Source organism: Thiomicrorhabdus hydrogeniphila, assembly GCF_054656895.1.
Genome location: NZ_BAAHXL010000001.1, coordinates 2,327,626 through 2,353,005, shown reverse-complemented (window position 1 = coordinate 2,353,005; position 25,380 = coordinate 2,327,626). Strand labels below are relative to the sequence as shown.

Below are 25,380 nucleotides of genomic sequence, written 5' to 3'. Positions count from 1 at the left end.
TGAATAATATTTATTTTTTCAGCTCGTACTGTTTTAACCATTCTAATAAAGTTGGGTGGTAACGGGTTATTCCTTTGTATTCAATTAACTCTTCAGGCAAACCTTTCATGACTAAATACATACGGTGTGCCCATTCAGGGTTTTTGACCAAGTCTTCCATACTAATAAGATAGGTACGAATACTGAAAAGTAGTGCGTTACTTCTAGGCATGCGATCCATCATTTGTAGTTCTACGCGTAAATAGACTTTTTCTCCCACGTTTTCAGTGGTAATGCCAGCTCTATCTGAACCCCAGTTAGTATAGGTTTCTGGTGAAGAATCCATACGAGCATTGATGGTTAAAGTCCAATTTAAACGACGAACAGGTTGGTTTACGGGAATGGCGGTTAGGTATTTTAAAGCACGGTCAAAAATACCTGCTTCATGCGCCAATGGCACTGGACCATGCCATTGAGAGAAACTCATACCCACGTTGAATGCTAGTGACCAGTCTGCGGGGCAGGTAATAATGCCTGCATCCATAAACAGGTCGTTGTCTCGTTGATCTAGTAATGCGATATCTCCTTGAACTTGACACCCCATGTATACAAGCGGGGGTTCTGGTAAAGTGCTGCTGTCTCCAAATGTAAAGTGATCTTTGATCTCGAGAAGTTTGTTTTCCCAAGTCCAGTTATCACCGTCTTTTTGTAATGAAAAATATTCTGGGTAATCGGCCGACATGGTTGTCATTGCTCGGTCAATAAAATCCCAGCAAGCCAAATCCATATGGTCCATGACTAAACATCTTTTTGCGTTTTCTTTTAATACTTGGCGACGTTCTGCCATTTCGGACAAATAGTGCTCATCAATATCAAATAAATGCTCATAAACTGACCCTTTTTCACCGGGTAAGTCATGCTTTTCAATATTAACTGAGTACATATAATTATCGTCAGGAAAAGGGAATGGAAAACGTTCTACAGCTTTTTCGCTGTTTGTGTAGGTAAAGTCCTCTCTGAATGTTTGTATAGGTTTTGGTGCAACTCTCATTGTGTTTTCCTTTAAATATCTAAACGTAATCGGCTTGATTTAGCGCGTGAAACGCAGGGCATAATGCAATTATTTTCAGCGTGTTCTTTTTCAGAAAGAAAATTGTCTCTATGTTCAACTTCGCCATCTAAGACTTTACTAGCGCATTGCCCACAAACTCCACCACGACACATGTTTGGAATTTCAATTCCATTAGCCTCTAAGGCTTCTAATAAAGATTGATCCTCTGGAACGTAGATGGTTTTGCCCGATTTTTGTAACTCGGCTAAAAACGGTTTTCCAGGTTTTGGTGCAGCAAACACTTCGTAATGAATATGAGATTTAGGCCATCCTGACTGTTCTGCATAATCAAGAACTGAGTCAATTAACGATTCTGGTCCACAAATATAAATGTGTGTTCCTTGAACTGAATCAGACATAATTTGTGTTACATCGGCTTTTTTTGAAAGGGCTGAATCGTATGCGTGTAACCTATCACCAATGGTTTCTTTTAAATAATCTATATAAGCGCCGGTTTGTGTACTGCGATACATATAATGCAGTTCAAAGTCAGCTTGTTGTCTTAGCATTTCAGGAATGTAAGACATGAAAGGGGTAATCCCAACACCACCAGCAAGAAAAATATGTTTTTTTGCTCGCCAGTCAGGTAGAAACAGATTAGAAGGGGGTGAAATGATTAACTCACTACCTTCATGCACATTTTTGTGCATAAATATAGAACCACCTCGTGAATTGGGCTGTAAACGAACAGCAATTCGATATTCACTCGAATCGCGTGGATCACTCAGTAATGAATAGGCATTACGAATTTTTTTGTCACCATCGCTCATCTCAACAACCACATTTGAGCCAGGTGAAAATGGAAAAAACGCACCATTAGCAGGTGTTAGGGTAAATTCGCGAATCGTTGGCGCAACTTCTTTTATTGCGCTAACAATCACTTTTATTGCTGTATTACTCATTAATTTAACTCCTCTATTGGATGAGTTTCGTTAGGGTCTTCAGCATTGATTTGCACACCTACATAGGCCGCATGAATCGTAGAAAAATGATCTCTTACCAATAAAAGCCGATGACAACCTGGGCACTCAAATGGTGTTTGAGTGACACCATCTGTGATGGTGTAACAGTGCGTGCAGAATAAACGACGCTGATTAGTAAGAGGTTTTATTTTTTGTATTTGCTCCTCTGCTAAACCTGCTTTAACAGCTAAATTGTGAACATCCCACAAAAAAGCCTCGGTTTGAGCAGCAATATAAATATTGCTAGAAAAAGGTAGCTTGGCAAATAGATCACTAAAGGTTTCTTTAAATTGACTAATTGGTACAACCGAAACCTTGTCCTCTAAGTTTTCTGAGATGGTATCGCCCACGACCCAATAACTTTTTTCACCATTTTTACATTGGTCTATAGTCTCACTTAACTCTGAAAAAGCACCTGATTCAGCTATGAATAGGTGATTTTGAATAGAATCATTAATGTTAATTGGTGGGTAGAAAGGCTTACTTTTCATCGTTGATGCAGATTGCATAAGACACTCCTATTAAATTCATTCTTATCTATCCTTATTGGTTTGCGGCTAACTTTTCTTCAGGTGAAATGGTTAAGTAGGCTTCAAGAGAGTCATCTAAAGCATCAAGCCATGGAGTGTGATGTTTAGGAGACATTGTGCCCGTCATAATAGAGCGGAAAGAGTAATCTCTAAAAGTCATGATGTCTTCGTACTTATGGTGTTTCCATTCTAAGAATGTTTTATTAACCTCAGCAATGTCAAAGCTAGGGTAATCTGTTGCATCAATTAACTCTTGAATGTAATCACCTTGGAAAGTGTACATTTCTTCAGCGGTTTCGAGTTTGAGTTCAGCTTCACGCCAAGCCATTGAATTTTCAGCCATCTCTTCTTTGGTTTCTGGTAGAGGAATTCGACCAAGGATAATATCGCGTACATACCAAGCTTGAGCGTCAAACATATTAAATGTGTACCACTGATCTTGCATTCCAAGGTAGAAGAACTTTGGATTATTTTCCCAAACAACGCCCTTATATAAATTAAGAGGCCAGAGACGGTTGTTGGTTACTAAACGCAAAGAGTCTGGTAAGAAAGGGAAATGGTGTAAATAACCAGTACATAAAATAATCGCGTCAATTTTTTTAGAAGTACCATCAGCAAAATAAGCGGTATCAGTATCAACACGTTCTAATAAAGGTTTTTCATCCCAGTTATCTGGATACTTATAGTTCATTGGCGTTGTTCGATAACAGGTGGTAATGTTTTTAGCACCATATTTATAACATTGAGAACCAATATCTTCTGCGGAATAACTTGCCCCGACTAATAAGATATTTTTATCTTTAAACTCTACCGCGTCACGGAAGTCATGTGCATGTAAGATTCGACCATGGAATGCTTTAAATCCTTCAAACTCAGGAACTCTAGGCGTTGAAAAGTGACCCGACGCAGTAATAACATAATCAAATTCTTCTGAATAAATTTTATCTTCTAAAAAGTCTTGTACGGTTACGGTAAATTTTTCGGTGGTTTCACTATAAGTGATATTTTTTACAGCCGTATTAAAACGGATATAGTCTCGCACACCTGCTTTCTCAACACGGCCTTTGATATAGTCCCAAAGTACTTCTCTTGGAGGATAAGATGGTATTGCCATTCCAAAGTGTTCTTCAAAACTATAATCTGCAAACTCTAGACATTCTTTTGGTCCATTTGACCATAAATAACGGTACATACTCGAGTGGACAGGTTCTCCATTATTATCTAAACCTGTACGCCATGAATAATTCCACAAGCCACCCCAGTCACTTTGTTTTTCAAAACAAACCAAATCAGGGATTTCTGCCCCTTTTTCTTGTGCTGATTGAAAAGCTCTTAATTGAGCTAAACCACTTGGGCCAGCTCCGATAATAGCAACGCGTTCTGTCATGGTGTTTCTCCTAGATATAAATTTAAATAAATTCTTAAAAAGAATAAAAGTTTCTTATTGCTCGTTAGGAGATAAGTTAAAAGATATCAAGGTAAAAAGGTATTCCCAAGAAATGGTAAGACTAAAAGGGTACCTCTATTTGTATCAAGGGGTAGTTGTTAAGAAAAACCTAGTGATTAACAGTAAAAATAACTCCTTCAACGCCAAGGATAGAGCCTGTTTCGGAATATATTGCGCAACCTTTTTCATATACTTTTAATGTTTTTCCGCTAGCGTGAAGTAATCGATAAGATATTTCAAAGGATTGATTGTCTTGAATGGCTTTTTGAACATCGCACCATACCGATTCACGGTCATCAGAATGAATTAAAGAACCATAAGAAAGCTCAGAGTTGTTAATCATTTTATCTGGTTCATATCCCGTTAAAGGTAAACAGCCATTGCTCACATATTCCATGCTCCAGTGTATGTTGTTGCGGGAGCGGTAAATCATTGCTGGAATTCGATTGACTAGGCTTTTTAAACTACGGTAACGCGCTTCTTTAATTTGGTCTGAACGAATTTGAGGCGTAATGTCACACAAAGTAGCACTGAGTGGAAATGGGTGGTTTTCAAAAATAGGCTGTACTCGAATTTCACACCAACGAACGACATCGTTGACATCAATCATCCGTAACCACAGTAATTGAGGTTCTGAAGATTGGTGAAATTTTTGAAATGCAATCTGCCAATTAACTCTGTCTTCGGGATGAATAAACTGTGCGAAAGGTTTTTTATAACAATTATGTGTAGCGTGACCAGTTAATTTTGACCAGTATGCATTGGTATATTTGAGTTTATTATTTTTTTCAATAACAATAACGGCATCACCTAAACTGTCAATGACGGTATTTAGAGCGAGTGGTGTGTACCGTTTTATGATGTTAGAAAGTGATAATAGCCATTTCATAGCTAATCATTACCTGATTGAAAGGCTTTATGTTTGTGATTCCATGCAGCAAGCTCTAGTCTTGAGTGTAAACCCAATTTGCGCAATAAATTTTTAACATATACCTTAACAGTACCGTCACTGATACCAAGTTGACGACCAATAAGTTTATTGCTTAATCCTTGTGAAATAAGCTCTAAAGTCTGTTTTTCACGTTCCGTCATATCATTAAGTAAATCTTCTTGAAAAACGGGTTCAGGTAAAACTTGAGGCGCTGCTCCTTGAGAACGAATGCCTTGTGCAAGCAAGGTAACACCAGATTCAGTTATGGCAATTTTCCCTTCAATAACGGAATTTAACTGTCTTAATATTTGTTCAGGATCAGTATCTTTTAATAGATAACCATCAGCCCCTATACTAATAGCGTCCATTAAGCTCTGCGTATCTGTAGAAACGGTAAGCATGACAATTTTAGTTGACACTAGTTCATTACGAAGTTGTTTTAATGCTTCAATGCCGCTCATATCAGGCATTTGCAGATCAAGTAGAAGTAAATCCGGATGAATGAGTGGTGTGCAGTTGATAAAATCTACAGCAGATCCAAATGATTTAATCACTTCAAAATCAGTGCTTTCATTCAAAAGTTCAACTACGCCACGACGAAAAAGAGGGTGGTCATCTACTACAATGGCTTTTGATACCTTTTTATTGCACATTTTTAGGGTGTTCTCTCATTATTTCTAATTGCACTCGTGTACCGCCTTCTTGACGATTAGATATATTAAGCTGAGCTCTCATTTTACGAGCTCGCTCTTCCATAATTCTTAAGCCAAAACTATCATTCCGTTTAGCATGGGTTTGTATGCCTGTTCCATTGTCTTCAATTAATATTGTCAATTGCTTTTCTTGATTTTGGGTTATGACGACCCTTGCATGTGTGGCATGAGAGTGGCGTACAAGATTGCATAAAGCTTCTCTGACGATAAATAAGGTTTCAGTCGGATGAGTGATTTCTTCAAGCGTATCTTTGCATCGATTATCCATCTCAAATACGATGCTCGAATGTTGTTTAAATTCTTCTAAGGCATTTTCAAAAGCCTGAGATAAGTTAGATTCTTGATAGGTTAAACGTGAAGATGAAATTAATTCACGCGTTAATCTATGTGCAAAACAGACTTGTACTTCAATGTCTTTGGCTAACTTTTGTATATTGGGTTCTGATTCATTGCAAAGACCTTTTAATGTCGCGGATCGTAATCTAAGGTAGCTGAGTATTTGAGCTATGGAATCATGTAAATCAGAGGCCTGTGCTTGGCGTTCTTCCTTTACTGCGTTGGCAATCATTTCAAGTTTTTTATTATGAGAAAGTAACCCCTTTTGCAATGCGTTTCTAAAAGGACGTAACAAGTTTGCCGTTTCATTGTTAAGAGGTAGTTCGCCTTTAAAAACAACAACCAAATAAGCAACTAAACCACTTTCACTGTTTTGAAGCGGAAAAAAACTAAAATGATAAGCGCCAACCTGCTCATTTCTTTGAGATTGAATCATTTCTTGCTCTGCAACTTGTAAAGATTCAAAGTAATTTAATATTAATGGGTTAGGAGTTGTATTGCTTGATGAATGGACTTGATACTTCTTGCTTGGAACAGGTGTTAATACAAACAAACTATCGTAATGTTTTAGTTGGTTTGTACAGTTTGATTGAAGAGCATTTCTAGAGAGAATTGAAGGAAGTAATTTATCTAAGTGTTCGGTTGTTGCAATTTGAAAAGCAATATCAGAGTAATCAATTGGTTTTAAGTCTTGATGATGGTGTGATGTTCTTGATAGCAATGACCAAAAATTAAACGATAGTAGCTCTCCTAAATTTACCATTTTTAAATACCCTTTTGAGTCAGTTATTGCTTTATTAGTTACCTTAATAAGCAGATAAAGCATCAAATATGCCACTTGGGAGTATTAGGTGACTACTGCGTTAGAGATACTGCTAATGGAGTATTGTACTAAATGGATGAATAATGAATCATATCAGTAACTTTTGTTTACTTTAAAGAATAATAAAAAAGAATTTTACTTCTGACTTCTGTAAAGAAAGAGTGAAATTAAATATATTTAAGTATGCATTGATACAGTGCAAAATATAAATTTTGCACCAAAATAATACTTGTATAAAGAGATTCCAAATCATGAGTGACCATCAAATATATGTAAAGGAATATCGTGTCCTAGGGCAAGAAGCGATATGTCTTTCTATACAACCAGGAGACAGAGTTTTAGTTGATTCAATAGATGGCTGTCAAGGGTGTGAGGTTGTAATTATTTCTAATGAATCGTTTGAGCTATCAGAGTCGCTAGATACATTTAAAGGCGTTGCAAAAGAAAGTATTAATTTACTGAAAGAAACGGGTAGAGCTTCTGAAAAGTTACAAGATGACTTTAATCATTGGCAAATTACAAATGAAGATTTACAAGAAGCATATTGTTTCTCTGCTGAAAATTTACCAGACATAGTATTTGAAAATGAATTGAAAGTGGTTTTTGTCTCTGCAGGGCAAAAAATGATGGTAGATAAACATAACCCAACAACAGAATTGAAAATAACTCACCATTCAGAAACGATTGGCGAAGTGCCAGCACTTTTGGCAAAGCCTATTCAAGAAATCCGAATCCCACATAGTAGTGCACATACTTATGAAGTAAAAGCAGGGCAGTGGATTCAGATTATTGATGTACAGGGCAAACAAAGTTCTGATTTTATTGCCTTTGATAAAAATGCTTTGGATCAAGGAAAAGAGCTTTTAATCGATGGCACAGCAACAAGAACGGTTATGGGGATGTCGTTACCTCAACCGGGTATGTTTTCTAAGTTTTTAGACGCAGAACAGCAAACAATGCTCGAGGTTGTTCAAGATACTGTGGGGCGCCACGATAGTTTTTTATTTGCTTGTAGTCCTAAATTTTATGAAGATCAGGGGTATTTTGGGCATCTGAATTGTACAGATAACTTTAATAAGGCTTTAAAAACTTACGGTATTCAAGCACGGAGCGGGTGGCCTGCAATTAATTTTTTCTTTAATACTTATGCCAAGCCTTGCGGCACGATCGGTTTTGCCGAGCCTTGGTCTCGACCAGGTGATTATGTATTAATGCGAGCAAACAGAGATTTATTGTGTGGTTCGTCTGCTTGTCCAGACGACATTGATCCAGCAAACGGTTGGAATCCAACCGATATTCATGTGCGAATTTATGGAAAGGATGAAAGTTTTCCACGTTCAATAGCCTATAGAAATATACCAGAGGAGTTATCAAGGATGACTAAAGAAACAGGGTTTCACAGTAGAACGGCGAAACTCACAAAGCATTTTACTGAATATCGTGGTTATTGGGTTGCTAGCGAATACGAAGGGTGGGGAACCAATGCAGAGTATTTGGCCTGTCGTGAAAAAGTAGCAATGATTGATTTAACGCCATTGCGTAAATTTGAAGTAATTGGCCCTGATGCGGAAGTCTTTATGCAATATGCGATTACGCGTAATGTGAGACGAGTGTCTGTTGGAGAGATTGTCTACTCAGCGATTTGTAATGAAACAGGCGGGATGATAGACGATGGAACGCTCTTTAAGATGAATGATCAAGCATTTCGATGGGTTTGTGGAGATCCCTATACTGGAATATGGTTGAGAGAATTAGCGGCAAAAACAGGGCATAACGTTAAGGTTATGGAGTCAACAGATCAACTTCACAATGTCGCTGTGCAAGGCCCTTATAGTCGTGAATTGCTTAAAGACATTATTTGGACTTCAGAACAGCATACTTCAGTAGAAAGTCTTGCTTGGTTTCACTTTACATTAGGACGAATTGGCGATGCTAAAGGTATTCCTGTCATGGTATCTAGAACCGGATATACCGGAGAGTTAGGTTATGAGGTTTGGTGTCATCCTGATGATGCAGAGAGGCTCTGGGATGTTATTTGGGAAAAAGGCCAGGCCTATGGAATCGCACCACTCGGTTTTGATGCTTTGGATAAATTACGAATTGAGGCTGGGTTAATTTTTGCCGAACATGAATTTTGCCCTGAAACCAATCCGTTTGAAGCTGGAATTGGATTTACTACTCCATTAAAAACCAATGAAGAAAATTTTGTTGGGCGTAAAGCGATTGAAAGACAAGCACCGGAAAGTCGCCATAAATTAATGGGCTTAGTAACCGAAACTAACGAACCTGTTCATCATGGAGATAAAATTTATGATGGCCGTTTTCCAGTTGGAATTATTACAAGTTCTACCTTTTCTCCGGTGTTGAAAAAACAGATCGCTTTGTGCCGTTTGGCACCCGATTATGCAGTGGTGAATAAGACACTTGAAGTGGGGCAGCTTGATGGGCTGCAAAAACGAATTTTAGCAAAGGTCGTAGCATTACCGTTTTATGATCCAGAGCGTACTAAAGTAAGAAGTTAATAGATTTAATTGAATCTTTTAAAAGATTCAAGGCGTGCAACATTTGTAACTTGTTGTACATACAAAATTTAAGTGATGTTTGTTTGACCAATGGCGGTGGCATGACTTATTTTCAATGTGAAATTCATTGATATTGTCATATGCTTTTGATTTTCAATTTAGTAGTCATCGGAGACTTAAAGTGATTAGAAGCGTAGTTTTGGCACTCTAAAAAGAGTGTTTTTATCGGGTATGGTTGGAGATTGGTTTAGCTTTACAGGGCTCCAACTTACCTAATTAATCCCTTTTGAATTGTGGTTCAAAAAAATTGATATTCAATGAAAATTGGAAATGAATTTTGTTGAGTGACAAGGAAGGGTAATCAACTTTAAGAGGTTTTCATTATGGAGCAGGCAGCACCTACATTGGCCAGTTTACAGGCCATGATTGAAATGACCAATACAGTGAATATGGAAATATTTTATTGGATCTGTACTGGGTTAATGGTCATTATTCATGCTGGATTTCTAGCGTATGAAATTGGCGCATCACGTCTAAAGAATGCGTTGGCATCTGGTGTTAAAAATATTTTGGCATTTGCGTTTATTATTCCGACTTTCTTCTTTTTTGGATGGTGGATTTATTTAAGTATGTATAACGGGTTTACGCCTGATTTTGAAGCTGGGGCAGCAGGTCTACCTTGGTCAATGAATATGGGGCCAAACTTAACCGATAATGCATCGGGAATTTTTTGGGGAGCCTTTGTTCTCTTCGCAGCAACGACAGCATCGATTTTTTCTGGTGCCGTGATTGAGCGAATTCGTATTAGTGCCTTTCTCATTTTAGCTGTGCTTCTTGGTTCAGTTGTATGGGTAATTGGTGCGTCTTGGGGTTGGCATCCAACCGGTTGGTTAACCGTAGAGTGGGGCTTTCATGACTTTGGTGCAGCAGGCGCTGTTCATATGATTGCAGGTTTCTTCGCTTTAGGGGTTGTTTTAAACTTAGGCGCTCGTATTGGTCGTTTTGGTCCAAATGGTGTTATTAACCCTATTGTTGGCCATAGTGTACCTATGAGTATTATTGGCTTGATGTTGATTATCGTTGGTTTCTTCGGCTTCCTTGGCGGTTGTATTATTTATAATCCTGGCGGGCAGTGGACGTCTATTTTTGGTAATGAAGTTACCTTGTCAGCAATCAGCTTTAACACCTTAATGGCTTTTGCTGGTGGTATTATTGGTTCGTTCATCATCACTCGTCAACCTTTCTGGATGATGTCTGGTGGTCTTGCAGGTATTGTTTCTGCGGCACCAGGTCTTGATGTTTACTACCCACCACTTGCATTCCTTTTAGGTACAGTAGGGGGTGTTGCCGCACCATTAGCAGATCGTTTTATTTCTAAGTACTTTAAAATAGATGATCCAGTTGGCGCCTTTGGTGTACATGGTGTAGGTGGTCTTGTTGGTTTGATTGGTCTTGGCGTATTTAGCGGGTTCCCAAATGTGATTGAAGGTGCGCCTAATATTTCATTTATGGGTCAGTTACAAAGTGCCGGTGTTATGGCTTTGTTAGGCTTTATACCAGGGTATGCAGTGTCATACGCCTTTGCTAAATTTGGTGTATTACGTGTACCGCCTAAAGCAGAAGAAGCCGGTCTTGATTTGGTTGAAGTTCCGTTACAAGCTTACCCAGAATCTGTACCTGCTCAAAATGGTAACGATTCAGGTTTAAAAACAGCATAAAAGGAGAAATACTATGAATGCAAGTCCTATTACAACTTGGGAAGGGGCAACGGCCTACTTTACTTTTGCAGATAGTCCATTAGCAATGGGGATTATTTTAGGGTTAGCGGTTTTGGTTACAGTAGGAGTGATTGTTTATAACTTTTATCATGAAAGCAAAACCTATATTGACTATAAGTAGAGGTTTTTATATGAGTCTTAAATGAGTAAAAAATGCTTTTTTATTTTTTATCCATGATTCGTAAAAAGCTCTCAAATAAAAGCATATCATTTTTAATGATATAACCTATCAGCCAGTGAGCCAAGCTCACTGGCTTTTTATATTGATATGTAGGCTAATTATTACATTCAATCATAAAAACTTTCTCTAACGCACTCATTCCTTTACGTTTAAAAGCTTGCTCTTCTATTTTTGTTACCTTTGCAAAAGTTGAAAACAGCTCAATTACTTCCGTTTCTGTTACAGAAAATGGAGGTCCATTCATGCTTGTTTGATCGTATTCCATGGTGATTAATAAATATTGGCTATTTTTGGGTAAAATTTCAGCTAAATGTTTAACATATTGTTTACGCATTTCAGGCGGCAATGCCACTAATGCGGCTCTATCGTATACCACATGAATATCGCTACACTGCTCTTTAGTTAAATGAAAAAAGTCACCGCATAATAACGTCATATCTGGTAGTTTATAACCACAATGATTACCTTGCTCAATGGTTTCGGCGCTAAGATTGTTTTCGGCTAAAAATTCATCTAATGCTTTTGGACTCAGCTCTATGCCTAAAACAGAATGGCCTTGTTGTGCTAACCAAATCATATCCAATGATTTACCACATAATGGCACCAATACATTTTCTTTGCCTTGGAGTGACAGTTTTGACCAATGAGTTTTTAAATAATGATTCACATCGGGTTGATGAAATCCAACCACACCACTGTTCCACATTTTGTGCCAAAAATTTGCTTCCATTTAATGCGTCCTTTGTAATCTTAGCCACTATAATAGGGCGAATATATTAACATAGCACACCCATTATGCATTACGGTGGTTGAACGTAGCGTGACTAAAAAGCGAAGACATTATGACGAAAGAAACTCCACATAATCAACAAGAAAATAACCCTAATGCCGAGACCGTGCAATTAAAACTATGGCAAAAAAGTTGGTTTAAAAATGTACTTTGGGCGCTGGCATTTTTGGGTGTGTTTGTTGCGGTTAGGCCTTATATGCAAGGTAATGTGGTGCATGGCCAAGCACCGCAAATGCAAGTGACCTCCATTACAGGTAAAACACTAGATTTACAAAAAATTAATCAACAAGGTAAGCCTGTTTTAGTGCATATTTGGGCAACCTGGTGCCCAATTTGTAAATTAAGCCGAAGCGGGGTTGAAGAAATTGCCAAAGACTACACGGTAATTAATATTGCGACTCAGTCCGCAGACAATGAACAGCTTTTAGCTTATGCAAAAGAAAACCAAATGAATCCTAATTTTATAGTGAATGACTTAGAAGGCCAGTGGCTTAAAGTCTGGGGGGCTAAAGCCGTACCAGCAGATTTTGTTATTGACCCACAAGGTAATGTTGCTTTTGTAGAAGTGGGATTTACCACCGCATGGGGTTTGCGTTTACGTCTTTGGTGGGCAGGCTTGACCAGGCCTGACAAAATGCAAAATGCGCAAAATACAAACAAAGACAATGGAGCCGCTCATTGAAATACGATGGCTTAACCATTCATAGTATAAGAGATGAGTTTGGGCTGATAGAAGTGGTGCAAAACCGTACGACTCGTAAGCTATATTTTGATTCACCTATTGAACAAAGTTGCATGTATTTAAATGCGCCTATGACGTTAAATTTTGAATACCAAGAAAAAATAGTAGAGCGTATTCTAAATTTTGCCCAGCAACGACAAGTTAAAAACCAGCAACAAACTTTACGTGTGCTTATGTTGGGAATGGGGGGCGGTTCCATTGCGCATCATTTGTTTCATACCTTACCTAATATTCAGTTAACAGTGGTTGAGCTTCGCCAAGCGGTCATTGATTGTGCTTATCATTATTTTCAGCTACCCAATGAGCCTGAAATTGATGTGGTTTGTGAAGATGCCATTACTTTTATGGCTGATAATGTAACCAATAATGCTCAAGCGTATGACGTGATTATTGTTGATATTTTTGATGCACACGGTTTACCATCTGAATTGAGTGATAAGCAATTTCAAAATAATATTTTGCAAAATATCAATTTACCAGGCCTGGTAATTTACAATTTGTGGTACCAATGGAACCAAACTCACAGTAATGGTAAGCCCGTAGCTACCGAAGAGACGCAACAAGTTATTGATTTTTGGCAAAACATAGCGAATGAAAACACCGACTACACACTTAATCGCTATAATGTTCAATCTAGTCAAAACCTAATTGCTGAGATTTTAAGAACATGAACTTATAAAACATAAACTCAGCTAAATATAACGCATCCCATTTTATTAAAACTAAAGTTTATTAAAACTCAAACTAAAGACTAAAACGATACATTTATGGCTCTTCTATTTTTACGCGAAATTTCTTTAAGCTTCGGCGCCGCCCCTTTATTAGATAAGGTTTCTTTTCAACTTGAACCCAATGAACGCGTTTGTATTGTTGGCCGTAATGGCGAAGGTAAATCAAGCCTATTAAAAGTGATTGAAGGTTTAATTCCACCCGATGGCGGTACACGCATTGTGCAAGATGGCGTAAAAATTGCCAAACTGCAACAAGAAGTACCGCACGACACAACGGGAACGGTGTTTCACGTTATAGCTGACGGTATGGGAAATATTGGTCATTTATTAGAAGAATTTCATCAACTCAGCCTGCAACTTGAACAAAATTACAGCGAAGACGTATTAGACAAGTTTACCCATACACAACAAGCCATAGAATCGCAAAATGGTTGGGAACTTAAACAGCGTGTAGATACCATTATCTCAAAATTAGGCCTGCCAGAAGACAGTGAGTTTTCAACCCTTTCTGGTGGTATGAAACGCCGTGTGTTATTAGCACAAGCCCTGGTACAAAACCCAGATGTATTATTGCTTGATGAGCCAACGAACCATTTAGATATTCCCTCAATTCAATGGCTAGAAGGCTTTTTAAAAAATATACGTTGTTCGCTTATTTTTATTACCCATGACCGTGCTTTTTTACAAGCATTGGCTACCCGTATTATTGAGCTTGATCGCGGTAATTTAAGTAATTGGCAGTGTGATTATCACACCTATTTGGAACGCAAAGCGGAAGTGCTAGAAGCCGAAGCTAAACAAAACGCGCTTTTTGATAAAAAACTTGCTCAAGAAGAGGTGTGGATTCGTCAAGGGATTAAAGCGCGCCGTACCCGTAATGAAGGCCGAGTACGTGCTTTAGAAAAACTGCGTGAAACGCATCAAGCGCGTCGTTCGCAACAAGGTACGGCTAATTTACAAGTAAACCGTGCGGGTAATTCCGGTAAACAGGTTTTTGAAATTGAAGATTTAACCTTTAACTTCCCTAAAAAACCGATTGTGAGCAACTTAAGTTCTCTTATTATTCGTGGCGATAAAGTCGGTATTATTGGTGAAAACGGGTGTGGTAAATCAACCTTATTGGCATTACTGTTAGGTAAATTACAGCCTGATTCAGGTTCGGTTAAATTGGGTACTAATATTGATATTGCCTATTTTGACCAACACCGCGCGCAATTAGATGAAAATAAACCGGTAGTAGAAAGCGTGTTAGAAGAGAGTGACCATGTTGAAATTAATGGTCATCGCAAACATGTTATGAGTTATTTGGCCGATTTTTTATTCTCGCCAGAGCGAGCTAGACAGCAAGTTAAATCGCTATCGGGTGGAGAGCGTAACCGTTTATTGTTAGCGCGCGTATTTTCAAAACCTTCTAACCTGCTTATTTTAGATGAACCCACCAATGATTTAGATGTTGAAACCCTAGAATTGCTTGAAGAGTTATTAATGAACTATCAAGGTACCGTGCTAATCGTAAGCCATGACCGTGCATTTTTAAATAATGTCTGCACCAGCAGTTTAGTGTTTGATGCGCCGGGTGTGGTAAATGAATATGTAGGTGGTTATGACGATTGGTTACGCCAGCGTCCAGAACAGTATACCGCTTTACATAAACCGATTACTAAAGAGCAAAAAAAATCAACCGAAACCATTGAAACCGAACAATCTACCAGGCCTGGTAGTTTTGACAATCAATCTGCTACGACAGATAAAAATGCTAAAAAACCTAAAAAATTAAGCTACAAAGACCAACGTGAATACGATGCTTTACCAGCGTTATTAGAAAGCTTAGAAGCCGAGTTAGAAGTCTTAAACGAAACCATGGCACAACTTGATTTTTATCAACAAGGTGAAGAAAAGGTACAAGCAGTTATTGCAGAGTTAAGCGATAAAGAAGCCGAGTTAGAACACGCCTTTGAACGCTGGGAACTTTTAGAAGCGATGATGTTGTCAGAAGAGTAATAGCATATAATTTTTAGAGAAGTGTTACAGGAGGTGTAATGTCACCTCTTGACGCTTGCCAACGGCTTAAATGGTTTAATACACGTAATGTTTTTTTAGCTTCTATTGGATGCGTTAAGCAAAACTGAAAATAGCCTTTATCAATTAATGGTTTAACGGTTTCTAGCTCTTCAGGTATAAAAGTTAACACCAATGGTGTTTTAGCAATACTGGGATTTATTTTTAAAATCTCTTGCCAGGCGGGCTCTAATTCTAGGGCTAAATTGGCCGAAATAAAAACGGCAAAATAAATGCGATGTGTAGAATAACGTCTAGACTCTAAATCATTTAACATCATGGTTGCAGAAGATAAGCGAATGACTTCAATGTCGTAACGTTTTAAAAACAGCGCCATATCATTAAAATGCTGTTCATCTGTATCACATAAGGCGATTTTTTTACCTTTAAACCAAATTAGTTTTTCTTTAAATGTCACTCAATACCCTTATTTGGTCAAAGAACGTAAAGATTGTTTCGTAAAATGCGATTCATAATCTTTATGATTTACTATTATCTTAAATACAAACGTTTATGCCAAGTTAATTGTTTATATAATTTTGGCTTAATGAGACCTTTGCACGGGACAGGGGCACAAGAAAAACAAGATAGAATTCTTTAGATTTAGGCTAAAAAATACGCATAATAACGAGTTATTGGGTGGGTTTTTAGCTTGAAGATAGAGGATTATAGCTGTTTTTATGTGTTCACGGTCTCGTGCAAAGGTCTCTTAATATTATTTTAGTTTTATATAAATCTAGCTTTATATAACGCACTCGCACTAAACACTTAGGTTAAATTCAGCGAATAAATAGTATATGTGACAAATCGTATGAAATTATGGATAAACTTTTTTTATTTAAGTTCCTTATTTCAGTTGTTCTATAATAAAAAGATTGAATGAATTTTAGCTATTTTTATTTGTGCAACCTCGTACAATAGTCTCTTGTCTAAAATGAGTTCTCACAATTTTACTTTGGTTTGCTGAATGAAATTCATTTGCATTTACAATTATTTTTAGACTAAAATAGTGCCATATTTTTAGTCGCCCCTAATTCAGGAAACGGTCTATGAGCTGTAAAGAAAAACATACTTATTCTACTTTTTGTCGTTTTAATAATGACGCTATGAAAGAGCCAATGTTCTTTGGACAGAGCGTTAATGTGGCCCGTTATGACCAGCAAAAATACCCGTTTTTTGAAAAGCTAATAGAAAAACAATTAAGCTTTTTTTGGCGCCCTGAAGAAATTGATTTATCGAGCGATAGAAATGAGTATTCTGATTTACCAGAAAATGAAAAACACATCTTTATTAGTAACTTAAAATACCAAACATTATTAGATTCAGTACAAGGTCGTTCACCAAACGTGGCTTTATTACCTTTGGTTTCACTGCCAGAACTAGAAACCTGGATAGAAACTTGGGCGTTTTCCGAAACCATTCACAGCCGTTCTTACACGCACATTATTCGTAATATCGTGGCAGATCCATCCGTAGTATTTGATGATATTGTGACCAATAAAGAAATTGTAAAACGTGCTGAAAGCGTTACTCAATATTACGATGAATTAATTGCCTTAACTAATCATATGTATGCTAATGAAATTGATATTGCTACGGATGATGAGTTTCGTAAAAAAATTAAAACCATGCTTTATTTAACCGTAGTTTCGGTCAATGTATTAGAAGCGATTCGTTTTTATGTGTCATTTGCTTGCAGTTTTTCGTTTGCAGAACGTTCATTAATGGAAGGAAACGCAAAAGTCATTAAGTTGATTGCTCGTGATGAAGCTCTGCATTTAGCCGGTACTCAAAACATGATTCAAATGATGGCCGAAGGTAAAGACGATCCAGAAATGGCGGTGATAGCATTAGAACAACGTGAGGCCACTTACGATATTTTCCGCGAAGCAGCAGAACAAGAAAAAGAGTGGGCCGAATATCTATTTAAAGACGGTTCTATGATTGGTTTAAATGCCAGTATTTTAAAAGACTATGTTGAATATATTACCAATGTACGTTTAAAAGCCGTACGTTTAGAGCCAATTTTTGAAAATATTAGCAACCCATTGCCGTGGATGAATAACTGGTTAGTGAGTGACAATGTACAAGTTGCTCCGCAAGAATCAGAAATTAGCTCATACCTTGTTGGACAAGTAGATTCTAAAGTAGAAACGGATGACTTTAGTGATTTCTCGCTCTAAGTTTAGTTTTTAATACAAAATATCTAAATAAAAATGAAAGAAAGGCAGTGAATATTACCGTGTTCACTGTCTTTTTTTATTTGTTTTAAAACGCCTATTTTAACGTTCAGCACCCTAAATTTTAAAAACCTTAAGTGATTTTCACTTGCGCGACAATATATTAGTATGCTCTAATGTCTTATATCGATATGTAGTATTAGTAATATAGATATATAAATCAAGACCTGTGGACGCAGGTTTTTTTTTCGCATATCGATATGTATTAAGGTAAATATAGAGTAATTGTTCTATTTTTAAATAATTAAAACGACATTGTTTGCGTATAAGGAGGTCTTTATGAATAAAAAATCAATTTTAATTGCTGCACTGCACAGCATTATGGCAACGACGGTAATGGCGGATGATTCCGAGGTATTTGACTTAGGAACGATTACGGTTGGTGCAGAAAGTACCCAAAAAATTGAAGCAAACAGTGTTGATTCTCAAGAAATGAAAGATTGGGGAGCGACTAACGTAGGGCAAGCAGTGTCTAGAGTTCCAGGTGTTATTCTCCGTGAAGGAGGTAGACGTGCTGAATCTCAGGCCTCTATTCGCGGATTTGATTCTCGCCAAATTACACTAAATTTAGATGGTATTCCAATTTATTTACCTTATGACGGCAACATAGATTTAAGCCGTTATTTAACCAGTGATTTGAGCCAAATTGAAGTTCAAAAAAGCCTAGGTTCTTTAATGCAAGGCCCCAATAATATGGGAGGTTCAATTAACCTAGTCAGTCGTAAGCCTGATAAAGCTTTTCAAGGTTCTTCTACGATTGGGTTTGAAACCGGTAAAGATGGCGTATTTTCTAAATTTGGAAATGTTCAAATTGGTAGTCGTATAAATGATCGTTTTTATGTGGTTGCGGGTGTTTCAAAAATAAATAATGATGACTTTCCTTTATCGGATGATTTTGAACCAGCGGTAAATCAATACACCAATACAATTGTTCAGTCTAAAGGCAATCGTTTTAATTCCGCAAATGATAGCCAAACCGTTAACTTAAAAGTGGGCTATACCCCAAATGACACGGATGAATATGTTGTTGGGTATCATCAAATCACTGGTGAAAAACAAGCAACACTTTATGCAGGCGGTGAATTAACCGGGAAGGATGCAAGACCCGCCTACTGGGATTGGCCACAATGGGATAAAAATAGCCTCTATTTTTTAAGTCATACTCAAATGGGTAATACGTATTTAAAAACACGTGCTTATTATGACGAGTTTAAAAATGCACTCACGTCTTACGATGATGATACCTATAGCAGTGTGACAAAAGGCTACGCTTTTCGTTCTGAATACGATGACCACGGTATGGGCGGGAGTATTGAGCTAGGGCATCAATTTGAAAAACATTTGTTAAAAGCTAGTTTACACGTTAAATATGATGAGCATAAAGAGCATGATTTAAATAAAGATAATGCCGTTTTAGATGAAAGCTGGAGAACTTATCAAAACCAAATATTTTCTTTAGGGGCTGAAGATACGATACAGCTGAGTAAAGAAACTCAACTTACTTTAGGTTATAGACGAGACCAATACAAAGTAACTAAAACAGATGATGGTGATGTGAATACTCAGCCATCAAAAGACCAAGGTGCAGATAACTTTCAAATAAAGGTACAGCATAAAGTCGCCGGCCAAACTTTGTTTGGAGGGATTTCTAAGAAAACGCGTTACCCATCCATTAAAGAAATTTATTCATATCGTTTAGGGCAAGCAATTCCCAATGCGGATTTACAAGCAGAGAGTGCTTTGCATTATGAGATAGGTAGTTTAGGCCGTTTTGGTCAAAATGATTATCAACTGAATCTGTTCTACAGCGACATTACCGATGCCATTGAATCAGTCACCTTAACATCAGGCGCTGATGCGGGTAAATATCAAAATCAAAACGTAGGTAACGCGGTGCATTATGGTGCTGAAATGATGCTTAAGATTCCAACCAGTAGAAATACAAGATTGGATCTTAATTACACTTATGTAAAACGCGATTTAGCGGATAAAACCCTAAAACCAACGCAAAGTCCAGAGCATCAAGGTTTGGTTACTCTTCATTGGTATGCATCAAATCAATTAGATTTAGCGGTTGATTGGCAAGCTATATCAGAACGTGAAACAACCACAGATGGGTTGCGCCCAACAGAGGGGTATCAATTGTGGAACCTAAGAGCGGCATACGATATTAATAAAACGTTTAGTGCTAATGCGGTCCTTAAAAACGCTTTAGATAAAGATTATCAAGTGTATGACGGTGATCCAATGCCGGGGCGTAGTTTGTTACTGAGTTTGAATGCAAAATTTTAGTCATTTTTAACCGTTGCTTGACTCGTGCAAAGGCCTCTATTTACGTTGACAGAAAAACTGTATTAGATTTTTTAAGGAAAATTTTGATGAAAAAAACAAAATTAACGATTTTATTAACGATCGTAATTTTTAACCAAAATGTTGTTGCGGATGAAGTCTTAGATAAGATTGAAGTAAACGATATTCCCGGCATGAAAACATACGATGTGTATTCGCAGCCAAAAAGTTTTGAAAATAATACCCAAATATTTACACGTAAAGATTTTCAGGCGATGCCTGTTAATAATGCTTATGAAATGTTGGATTACGCAACAGGTGCTTTTGTACAAACCCAGGGACGTAAATCACCTTATTTTGCCAGTGTAAGAGCGGGCTCTAACTTGGGTATTATTATTGATGGTACCTATTTGCCTGCTCCTGCAGCCTCTAAAGTATTAATGCGCTTGCCTATTACTGCTATTGATTCAATGAAAATAGTAAGAGATGCAAGTGCATTAAATTTAGGACCCTTGACCTCAATTGTAGGCCCTATGACAAGTTCGCGAACAGAGGGGTTTATTGTTATTAAAACGTTAAGTGCATTTAAACAGCCAAAGACAGAGATTCATACACAGGTAGCAACTTATGGTCAAGTAGGTATTGACGGCACAGCAAGTGTTCAGTTAACAGAAAATATTGCTGCACGTGGAGTGCTGGGGACAAAACGAAAAGTTGGACCTTCTGGTTATGAAAATGGTTATGAAAGCGATTCTGGATTGTGGAAAATTGAAGGTTACCAAGACAAGTTAGATTGGCAGGTAAACTTTTTTCATGCAGATGGCGAGCAAAAACTTCAAAGGGGGGCTTTGCATTCGGGGGTTTCAGATGCTAAATGGTCATATAACCCAATGACCTTGCGTATGGTTAATACACAGGCTGGTTATCATTGGAACGAAATGAATACAACAGCAGCAAGGTTTGCATATACAGAAAGTCATGCTGATCTACAAAAATATAGTTACAGCAAACCCAATGCTTACAGCGAAGAAAAATCTGTTGAACACTTTTCAAATTTTGACTTAAACCATTCATTAAAAAGCGCTGGAAATACATTGCGATTTGGTTATAACTGGATGCACTACCATAACCCAACCGGCATGCTTTATTACCCTAATTATGAACGTAAAGAAACTATTCAATCACTCTACTTACAAGATGAATATCGAGCCAACAGATTCAGTTTAGATTTTGGTATGAGAGCTGATCAACGCAATATAGAAAAAGGTTATGAACAAGTTGGCAATCAGAAGAAAATCATATCAAGTGTGGAGTTAGACCCTCTTTTAACGGCCGCGTTGGGCGGATCGTATTTATTAGAAACAGGCGGTTTAATTACATTACGTTCACTTTATACGGAACAACAGCCAATGAGTATCTACACAATAAATAATAATACTTTACCTAAAGAGAAACGTTTACGTTTAGAGCTTGGCTGGAAAAAAGTGTGGCACCCGTTATTTGGCACGACTTTAACTGGATTTAACGAAAGATTGGAAGATGCAGCTTATATTAATAGTCAAATTCCTGATCCAGAAAATGCAGGAGAAAAACTCAATGTCTACGGTTCTGGTAGTTGGGAAAATCAAGGTTTAGAAATAGAACTGGAAGGGGCACAAGATGGATATGGTTATTTAGTCGGCTTAAGTTATGTTGAACCAGGTGACACGCCAAGTGGCGTTGTAAACGTACCAAAAGAACTCGTACGTGTACAGGCATATTATCACGGAGCAGATTGGAGTGTAGATATTGGTGCTCGAAGCATGGATGAGTTTGTGTCGGCGAATAAGGCTGGAATGGGGTTTGCAGGTGGTTTTGTTACTTATGATGCTCGTATCGGTCACAGTATTAAAGCTTTGGGAGCTAAACATAATATAAGTGTATTTGCTAAGAACTTTACAGATGAAAAATATGAAACAGTATATGGTTTTGCAAGTGAAGGCGCTACATATGGGGTGGATTATCGTGTTGAATTTTAAAAAAAGAGTTTATTTAAAGAATCTAGGGTGGCACCAAAATCTTATGGTTAAAGTTAAGGAAATCAAATTACCAGGCTTGGTAATTTGGGGATTTGTAATGAGTTTGTGGTCTGTAGGTTGTTATGCACAGCCCATTGAACAAACACAACAAGCTTATAAATGTGCAATTACAAGTGAGCCAAATCGTGTTTATACGGCAAACCCTTTAGTGACTTATCTCTTAATGGCTTTAGCACCAGAAAAACTTGTGGGTTGGAACTTTCCTCCACCAAAACAAGCTAAAGGAGTGTTTGCGGATGAGAGTTTTAATAAACCGGTTATTGGTGGATGGTTTGGTCAAGGTAGAACCCCAAATTTAGAGGTTTTAATTCGCAGTAAACCTGATTTTATGCTGATGTCTGGCGTCAATGTTAAAACAGATCAACAAGCGGTATTAAGTAAGCTTGGCGTGCCAGTATGTTCATTAAAATTAGAGACGTTAGATGATTATCCACAAGATATTCGTCGTTTAGGCGTTTGGTTAAATCGTGGTAAGCGTGCTGAAATGTTAGCCACAGATTTTGAAAATCGCTTAAAAAAGCTCGCTAAAAACCGTCAAAAATTAACCGATTTAGGATTAACTAAAACCGTCTATTACGCCGAATCTAATAGCGGTTTGGCAACAGAATGTCGTGGCTCAATTCATTCTCAAGTGATTCCACTTGCCGGAGGTGTTAATCCACATATTTGTTTCAATGAGTCAGCAAAGCAAAGTCGCTTTGGTCAGGTAGATGTGAATTTTGAACAGTTACTAAAATATAACCCCGATGCCATTGTTACTCAAGAAGCGGTTTTTTATAGACAAATTTATCAAAATCCAAAATGGTCTGGTTTAAAAGCGGTTAAAAACAAACAGGTATATTTAATGCCTCAAGTACCGTTTAGATGGATGGATAGACCGCCGAGCTTTATGCGCATACTTGCGGCAGAATGGCTTATGCAAAAGCTTTATCCTCAACAAGAATTTTATGACATGGCTGTAGAAACCCAAACCTTTATACAAGATTATTTTCAGGTTGAGATATCACCAGAAAAGGTTCAAGCCATACTAGATGGAGATATTGTTGATGAACGCCACTAATGCCTTAAATAATAGGCCACAAGTCGGTGTGATGTTACATATTACCCCGCAAGGTGATCAGTTACCCGGACAGACGTATGACGAGTTTACCGAATTAGTACAAACAATCGATGCCTTAGGTTTTGATGAGGCTTGGATAACAGAGCATCATTTTACTCCGTACAGTTTAACGCCTTCGCCATTACTTATGATGGGACATTTTTTGACGCATACCCAAAACCTTAAATTAGGGACTGCCGCCGTATTATTAGGGTTTCACAACCCAATAGAGGTTGCAGAACAGTTGGCTGTTTTAAATACATTGCACCCTAATAGAATTTTATGTGGTTTTGCTAAAGGCGGCCCTTTTGAATCTCAAAATGCGACCTTTAAAATCAATGCGGATTCCTCTCGTGCAAGATTACAAGAAGCGGTACCTGCTTTGCTAGGTTTGCTTAAACAGCCACAACATAATCATAAAGGTGAATTTTACGATTGGAAAAATGTAAGCCTACAGCCCATGTCGACGTTCAGCAATGAGCAGTTTTTTTTAGCAACATCTCATCCTTCAACGCTCGAATTAGCCGCTCAAAATAATATGGGATTAATGGCTGCTCAATTTTGGCCAATTTCTAAAATAACTTCAAATATTGAGGGTTATGAAGAATGTCATCCACATAATTACCGCCCAAATATGATGGTGGCTCGTGGTGTATTTATTGATGATGATTCAACTACAGCCAAAAATAGAGCGTTGGCGCATATCCATCATTTTAGAACTCAAAAGTCGCAATTGTGGGGTAAGCACAAAGGGCCAATGCATAAACTGACCGACGATCAATTATTAAATCGAGTTTTATGCGGCACTGTTGATGAAGTGATTGCACAAACAAAATCTTTATTGAATTTAGGTGTGGCACGATTAGGGTTAAATCCGTTGACAGAAAATCATGAATGCCGCTTACATCAATTAGAACGTTTTTATACCGAAGTTTGGCCAGCAGTTAATCACGTGAAAATGTCAGAAGATAGTATGAAATGAAGCTCTTCAAACATAAAAGAATGTTAGATCAACCGCTTAATCATTTTAGTGTTTTGGGTTTTTTAGCCTTTGTTTTAATTCTATTAGTGATGTTTTCTATTACGTTAGGTCGTTATGATTTTGCTCCTATGGAAAGTATGCATGTATTTTTACAATACCTAGGTCTTTCAACAGGTGAGCCAGATCCCATTATTGTAAGTTTACTTTTTGACGTGCGTTTACCAAGAGTGATTGCAGCAATTTCAATTGGAGCCGCTTTGGCAATAAGTGGTGCAGCCTTTCAAGCCTTGTTTATGAACCCTCTTGTATCACCCGGTATTCTCGGCGTGTTATCGGGAAGTGCATTTGGCGCCTCTTTAGGAATTTTACTTTTTGATAGCCTTTTGATTATGCAAATACTCACCTTTATTTTTGGTTTATCCGCCGTAGCAATAGCTTTGTTGCTCGCTAAAGGAGAGTTGCGTAATAACATGATTATTTTGGTACTGGGTGGCATGATTACAGGTGCATTATTTACCGCATTTTTATCCATTATTAAGTACGTGGCGGATCCGTATAGTAAGTTGCCTACCATTACCTATTGGTTAATGGGTTCATTGGCAAATATCCAAACAGACGTGCTGTATACCGTGTTGCCTTTTGTTGTGATTGGTATTGTTTGGTTATCGCTTCAAGGGTACGTTTTAAATGTACTTAGTTTGGGAGATGATGAAGCGAAAACGCTGGGTATTTCAGTTAATAGAAAACGACTTTTAGTCATTGTTTTAGCTTCTTTTTTAAGTGCTATAACGGTCACGTTAGGAGGCATGATTGGTTGGGTTGGGCTCGTTATTCCTCATCTTGCACGCCTTTTATTAGGGGCAGACAATCGCTTATTACTGCCCGCATCAGCACTATTAGGCGGTATATATCTCTTGCTTGTTGATAACCTAGCTCGATGGATGATTAGTATTGAAATTCCTCTTGGTATTTTAACGGCTTTAATTGGTTTGCCTGTGTTTGCTTGGGCGCTTAAAAACGCCAGAAATGTTTGGCAGCATTAGTAAATCAATAAAAAG

At 37.7% G+C, this 25,380-nt stretch carries 21 protein-coding genes; 12 read left to right on the top strand and 9 right to left on the bottom strand.

Going from position 1 to position 25,380, the window contains the following annotated elements; translation table 11 throughout:
* Nucleotides 1-10: 10 nt before the first annotated feature.
* The 7 genes from ACYQ0E_RS10595 to ACYQ0E_RS10565 form a co-directional block, all read right to left on the bottom strand.
* Nucleotides 11-1,030 carry a heme-dependent oxidative N-demethylase family protein gene (locus ACYQ0E_RS10595; RefSeq protein WP_460188197.1) on the bottom strand — a complete coding sequence of 340 codons (1,020 nt, stop codon included), beginning with the start codon at nucleotides 1,028-1,030 and terminating at the stop codon, nucleotides 11-13.
* Nucleotides 1,031-1,041: 11 nt separating this feature from the next.
* Nucleotides 1,042-1,992 (bottom strand): PDR/VanB family oxidoreductase, encoded by a 951-nt coding sequence (locus tag ACYQ0E_RS10590; protein WP_460188196.1) that lies wholly within the window; start codon nucleotides 1,990-1,992, stop codon nucleotides 1,042-1,044.
* Complete coding sequence (locus tag ACYQ0E_RS10585; protein WP_460188195.1) at nucleotides 1,992-2,561, bottom strand: dimethylamine monooxygenase subunit DmmA family protein; 570 nt, start codon at nucleotides 2,559-2,561, stop codon at nucleotides 1,992-1,994. The genes ACYQ0E_RS10590 and ACYQ0E_RS10585 overlap by 1 nt, the downstream gene beginning before the upstream one ends.
* Before the next feature lie 34 nt (nucleotides 2,562-2,595).
* Nucleotides 2,596-3,969, bottom strand: a complete 1,374-nt coding sequence (locus tag ACYQ0E_RS10580; RefSeq protein WP_460188194.1) for a trimethylamine monooxygenase — start codon at nucleotides 3,967-3,969, stop codon at nucleotides 2,596-2,598.
* Between the two features lie 169 nt (nucleotides 3,970-4,138).
* Nucleotides 4,139-4,918: a PAS domain-containing protein gene (locus ACYQ0E_RS10575; protein WP_460188193.1), complete on the bottom strand. Its 780-nt coding sequence runs from the start codon at nucleotides 4,916-4,918 to the stop codon at nucleotides 4,139-4,141.
* A gap of 2 nt (nucleotides 4,919-4,920) precedes the next feature.
* Nucleotides 4,921-5,613 carry a response regulator gene (locus tag ACYQ0E_RS10570; protein ID WP_460188192.1) on the bottom strand — a complete coding sequence of 231 codons (693 nt, stop codon included), beginning with the start codon at nucleotides 5,611-5,613 and terminating at the stop codon, nucleotides 4,921-4,923.
* Nucleotides 5,603-6,772, bottom strand: a complete 1,170-nt coding sequence (locus tag ACYQ0E_RS10565) for a sensor histidine kinase (RefSeq protein ID WP_460188191.1) — start codon at nucleotides 6,770-6,772, stop codon at nucleotides 5,603-5,605. Before ACYQ0E_RS10565 ends, ACYQ0E_RS10570 begins: the two co-directional genes overlap by 11 nt.
* A gap of 311 nt (nucleotides 6,773-7,083) precedes the next feature.
* Between ACYQ0E_RS10565 and ACYQ0E_RS10560 the strand changes: the two genes are divergently transcribed.
* From ACYQ0E_RS10560 to ACYQ0E_RS10550, 3 genes are all read left to right on the top strand, one after another.
* Nucleotides 7,084-9,354 carry a DUF1989 domain-containing protein gene (locus tag ACYQ0E_RS10560; RefSeq protein WP_460188190.1) on the top strand — a complete coding sequence of 757 codons (2,271 nt, stop codon included), beginning with the start codon at nucleotides 7,084-7,086 and terminating at the stop codon, nucleotides 9,352-9,354.
* A gap of 383 nt (nucleotides 9,355-9,737) precedes the next feature.
* Complete coding sequence (locus ACYQ0E_RS10555; protein ID WP_460188189.1) at nucleotides 9,738-11,072, top strand: ammonium transporter; 1,335 nt, start codon at nucleotides 9,738-9,740, stop codon at nucleotides 11,070-11,072.
* A 13-nt stretch (nucleotides 11,073-11,085) separates the two neighbouring features.
* Complete coding sequence (locus ACYQ0E_RS10550; protein WP_460188188.1) at nucleotides 11,086-11,253, top strand: hypothetical protein; 168 nt, start codon at nucleotides 11,086-11,088, stop codon at nucleotides 11,251-11,253.
* 154 nt (nucleotides 11,254-11,407) lie between these two features.
* Here the strand turns inward: ACYQ0E_RS10550 and ACYQ0E_RS10545 are convergent, their stop codons facing one another.
* Nucleotides 11,408-12,043, bottom strand: a complete 636-nt coding sequence (locus tag ACYQ0E_RS10545) for a thiopurine S-methyltransferase (RefSeq protein WP_460188187.1) — start codon at nucleotides 12,041-12,043, stop codon at nucleotides 11,408-11,410.
* 112 nt (nucleotides 12,044-12,155) lie between these two features.
* On the opposite strand from ACYQ0E_RS10545, the gene ACYQ0E_RS10540 reads away from it, so the two are divergent.
* From ACYQ0E_RS10540 to ACYQ0E_RS10530, 3 genes are all read left to right on the top strand, one after another.
* Nucleotides 12,156-12,785, top strand: a complete 630-nt coding sequence (locus ACYQ0E_RS10540) for a redoxin domain-containing protein (RefSeq protein ID WP_460188186.1) — start codon at nucleotides 12,156-12,158, stop codon at nucleotides 12,783-12,785.
* On the top strand, nucleotides 12,782-13,516 hold the full coding sequence (locus ACYQ0E_RS10535) for a spermidine synthase (protein WP_460188185.1): 735 nt from the start codon (nucleotides 12,782-12,784) through the stop codon (nucleotides 13,514-13,516). Before ACYQ0E_RS10540 ends, ACYQ0E_RS10535 begins: the two co-directional genes overlap by 4 nt.
* A gap of 96 nt (nucleotides 13,517-13,612) precedes the next feature.
* Nucleotides 13,613-15,577, top strand: a complete 1,965-nt coding sequence (locus ACYQ0E_RS10530; RefSeq protein WP_460188184.1) for an ATP-binding cassette domain-containing protein — start codon at nucleotides 13,613-13,615, stop codon at nucleotides 15,575-15,577.
* A 13-nt stretch (nucleotides 15,578-15,590) separates the two neighbouring features.
* Here ACYQ0E_RS10530 and ACYQ0E_RS10525 read toward each other — a convergent pair whose 3' ends face one another.
* The gene (locus tag ACYQ0E_RS10525) at nucleotides 15,591-16,052 is read right to left on the bottom strand and encodes a hypothetical protein (RefSeq protein WP_460188183.1); all 462 of its coding nucleotides are present in this window, start codon (nucleotides 16,050-16,052) and stop codon (nucleotides 15,591-15,593) included.
* A gap of 631 nt (nucleotides 16,053-16,683) precedes the next feature.
* Between ACYQ0E_RS10525 and nrdB the strand changes: the two genes are divergently transcribed.
* The 6 genes from nrdB to ACYQ0E_RS10495 all read left to right on the top strand — a co-directional run bounded on the left by nrdB (nucleotide 16,684) and on the right by ACYQ0E_RS10495 (nucleotide 25,365).
* A complete protein-coding gene (nrdB, locus tag ACYQ0E_RS10520; protein ID WP_460188182.1) occupies nucleotides 16,684-17,817 on the top strand; it encodes a class Ia ribonucleoside-diphosphate reductase subunit beta in 1,134 nt (377 codons plus the stop codon).
* A 336-nt stretch (nucleotides 17,818-18,153) separates the two neighbouring features.
* Nucleotides 18,154-20,166, top strand: a complete 2,013-nt coding sequence (locus tag ACYQ0E_RS10515; protein ID WP_460188181.1) for a TonB-dependent receptor plug domain-containing protein — start codon at nucleotides 18,154-18,156, stop codon at nucleotides 20,164-20,166.
* A gap of 86 nt (nucleotides 20,167-20,252) precedes the next feature.
* Complete coding sequence (locus ACYQ0E_RS10510; protein WP_460188180.1) at nucleotides 20,253-22,181, top strand: TonB-dependent receptor plug domain-containing protein; 1,929 nt, start codon at nucleotides 20,253-20,255, stop codon at nucleotides 22,179-22,181.
* A 43-nt stretch (nucleotides 22,182-22,224) separates the two neighbouring features.
* Nucleotides 22,225-23,301, top strand: coding sequence for an ABC transporter substrate-binding protein (locus tag ACYQ0E_RS10505; protein WP_460188179.1), 1,077 nt, complete (start codon nucleotides 22,225-22,227; stop codon nucleotides 23,299-23,301).
* A complete protein-coding gene (locus tag ACYQ0E_RS10500; protein WP_460188178.1) occupies nucleotides 23,288-24,322 on the top strand; it encodes an LLM class flavin-dependent oxidoreductase in 1,035 nt (344 codons plus the stop codon). The genes ACYQ0E_RS10505 and ACYQ0E_RS10500 overlap by 14 nt, the downstream gene beginning before the upstream one ends.
* Complete coding sequence (locus ACYQ0E_RS10495; RefSeq protein WP_460188177.1) at nucleotides 24,319-25,365, top strand: FecCD family ABC transporter permease; 1,047 nt, start codon at nucleotides 24,319-24,321, stop codon at nucleotides 25,363-25,365. Before ACYQ0E_RS10500 ends, ACYQ0E_RS10495 begins: the two co-directional genes overlap by 4 nt.
* Nucleotides 25,366-25,380: the final 15 nt, after the last annotated feature.